At 35.7% G+C, this 294-nt stretch carries 1 pseudogene; it reads right to left on the bottom strand.

Going from position 1 to position 294, the window contains the following annotated elements:
• Window positions 1–294 (bottom strand): annotated as a pseudogene (locus RMT89_RS42175) (hypothetical protein); the annotation flags it as partial.

Genomic DNA, 294 nt, shown 5'->3' with positions numbered 1-294 from the left:
GGGTCTAAAATGGATTCAGCATTCTGCTTTGGTAAGGGTATTACCTTAGAATCAAGCAAAGTTACTTTATTTGGTCGATAGATAATAGCATTAGTAATTGCATCTGTACCGATATGGTCCTGATGGTCAGAAACTAAGTCATTATTTGAATCGATAGCGACAAATTGATACACATTGTTATCGGTATTGTCATTACAGCGATAACGATCATTTAACTCATTTACTAATTGTGCAATCGCTGACTTTTTACCAAACCCATTATTCTCCATTTCTAGCAGGCCAACAATATCAGCA

The sequence above is a fragment of the Streptomyces sp. P17 genome, from assembly GCF_032436805.1.
GTDB lineage: Bacteria > Actinomycetota > Actinomycetes > Streptomycetales > Streptomycetaceae > Streptomyces.
Note: the sequence above shows the minus strand (reverse complement) of the source record. Positions and strands in the feature narration are given on the sequence as shown.